1 protein-coding gene is annotated in these 2,766 nt (G+C 74.6%); it reads right to left on the bottom strand.

Features of this window, described 5'->3' with window-relative positions; translation table 11 throughout:
* Positions 1–158 precede the first annotated feature (158 nt).
* Positions 159–2,766, bottom strand: a 2,608-nt coding sequence (locus ABZ749_RS33270) for an ATPase (RefSeq protein WP_357234931.1), incomplete at its 5' end; no start/stop codon positions are given.

The raw sequence follows: 2,766 nt of genomic DNA, 5'->3' as shown, positions 1-2,766 counted from the left end.
CCACGACCCTCTTCCGATCTCCCGCCCCGCCCCGCCCCGCCCCGCCCCGCCCCGCCCCGCCCCGCCCCCGCGATCTTGCACTTTCTGTCCCGACAAGGGTGACGAATCCACCTGAACCGGCGACCGAAAGTGCAAGATCGCGGAGGGCTGGGGTGAGGTCAGAGCTGCCAGGGCAGCGCGTTGGGGGGTTGGTAGCGGCAGGTCGTTCCGGTGGAGACTGTTTCGCGCAGGTGGCTCGCCAGCGCCGGGTGCCGGTCGTCGAGCTTGCGGAGCGCGTCGCGGATTCGCGCCGTCACCGTCTTGCGGGCCCGCTCGGCCTCGTCGCCCAGGCGACGGCTCCGGCCGGCGAGGCCCGCCGCGGCACGCAGCTCGTCGAGCAACGCACCCCGCTCGGCGTCCAGCTTGGACACCTTCCGGTCGTCGTCGCGGGCGGCGGCCCGGTCGATCTCCTCGTCGAGGCGGGCCAGGTGCCGCCGGTAGCGGGCCTTCGCCTCGTCGTCGAGGACCGGATCGGCGCCCATTCGCCGGGCGGCCACCAGCTCCGGCCCGGCCGCCGGGTCGAGCAGTTCGACGGCCGGCACGTCGCTGCCGGGCCGGCTGAGCAGCAGGTGCAGGTCATGCAGGCCCTTGGCGTCGGGCAGGTGCGCCACGACACTGTCGTACGCCAGTTGCCAGACCCGCCCGTCGCGCCGAAACTCGTACCCCTTGAACGCAGCGGCGACCGGCGCGGCACGACCGGGCGCGACAACCTGGCCCGACCCGACGGCCTGGCCCCAACCAGCAACCTGACCCAGCGAGACGGCCTGGTCCGGGTGGTGGATGTCGCGGGCTGTCGGGGCGGCGAGCCGGTGGAGCACCTGCGTCATGCCGAGGGCGGTCGCCTCCTGGACGGCGGCGGCGCGCAACGCCGTCGACGTCGTCGAGTCGCCGGGGTGACCTCGGCCGGCGAGGGCGTTCGCGAGGCCGGTACGGGCGAGCAGCGACCAGGTTCGGGAGCCCATCCGGTCGGCGGAGTCCCGGGCGGCGGTGAATCCGGCGATGGCGTCGTCCCAGCGTTTCTGGGCGGCGTCGATCAGTGCCACCCAGTGGTCGACGGGGCCGCTGATGTCGCAGCCGAAGAGCCCCACCATCCACTCCCCACGGTGTGGGGTGAGCGCGGCCCGCGCGGCATCGCAGCGCTTCGGGTCGCCGGACGCGGCGGCGGCCTGAGCGCGGAGTCGGAGCCAGAGCGGTGACACCGGGCGCGGGTACCGGGTGGCGGTGGCCTCGATGCCGACGGTCAACCGGAGCGCCGTCTCGCCGTCGCCGCGCTCCGCAGCGGTGATCGCTCGCAGCAGTTCCCGGTACGGGTAGTCCGTCGGGGCGAGCCCCTCCACGAGCGCGGCGGCCTCGGTGACCCGGCCCTGGAGCAGTAGCCGGGACCAGCGCAGGTGATGGCCCATGAAGCCGAACTCGGCGTAGCTCGGGTCGGCCTGGTCGGTGAGGAAGGCGAACCGCTCGTCGGCCGTGGCGAAGTCGCCCTCGAACGCCGCGATGATCCCGCTGTCGACGGCCGCCGCCATCCGGTGCCGGGCGAAGTCGCCCTCCCGTTCGGCGTCGACGAAGGTGACGAGTTCCTCGACGAAGCGCGGGTCGCCCAGCTCCAGCAGCGCCACCCAGCGCAGCGAGGTGGCCCACAGCTCGGTTTCCCGGTCGCCGGTCCGCCGGGCCACGGCCCGGATCTCGGCGGTGAGCGCGGCTCGGGTCGCGGCGGTGCCGAGCCCCCAGGTCGTGTCGTGGCGGGCCCAGAGGCTGAAGGTGAGCGCCTCGTCGTCCTGCCCTCGACGGGCGATCGTCTCGCTGGCGGTGATCAGGTCGGCGACCAGGGCGCCGACCGGCGCGGTGGCGTCCGGTTCGCTGATCAACCGGCGGTACGCCTCGCGCACCAGCTCCGCCGCTTCGGCCGACTGGGCGGCGTCCACCTGGCGGGCGCGGTTGACGATGAGCGCGACCCGGGCCAGCAGCACCGGGTCGTCGAGTGACCGGGCCAGCTTGGCGGCCTCGGCCAGCAGCCTCGTGACCTCTTCCCGGTCGGCGTGGTGGTAGTGCGACTCGGCGAACTCGACGAGGATCCGCACCCGTTGTACCGGGTCTTCGACCACCTCAAGGGCTCGGCGGAAGTGCAGTGCCGCCTCGTCGCCCGCCAGCCGGGCGAACGCGGCCCGGCCGGCGGCGAGCAGCAGCGTGGCCACCCGGGCCCGGTCGAGCGCAGGACCGGCGAGGTAGGCGTGGCGGGCGAGGTCGGCTGGGATCAGGCGGTCGGTCAGCTCCCGCAGGTCGTCGACCGCCCGGACGACCGCGCCGTGCCGGGCCCGCCGGTCGTCGTCGGTCAGCCCGTCGTAGAGGGTTTCGCGGACCAGGTCGTGGGCGAAGGCGAAGCGGCCACCACCCCGGGCGACCACCAGTCGGGCGGTCACCGCCCGGTCGAGCAGCCGGTCGACCTGCGCCGCGGGAGCGGCCGCGCAGGCCGCGAGGACCTGGCGGTGGAACTCGCGACCCAGTACGGCGGCGACGGTCAGCGCCTCCACCACTGTGGCGGGCAGTTGGGCGAGGCGGCGGCGCACCGCCTCCCGTACGCCGGGTGCGATGGTGCCGACCGCGTCGTCGGCGTGCCACAGCCGCGCGGTCTGTTCGACGAAGAACGGGTTGCCGCCGGTACGCCGGTGCACCTCGTCGACAAGGCTGGCCTCAGGCTCCCGGCCGGCGGTCCGGGTCATCAGTGCGGCC

The sequence above is a fragment of the Micromonospora sp. NPDC047753 genome, from assembly GCF_040642735.1.
Classification (GTDB): domain Bacteria; phylum Actinomycetota; class Actinomycetes; order Mycobacteriales; family Micromonosporaceae; genus Micromonospora.
This window is presented reverse-complemented; position numbering and strand designations above follow the sequence as displayed.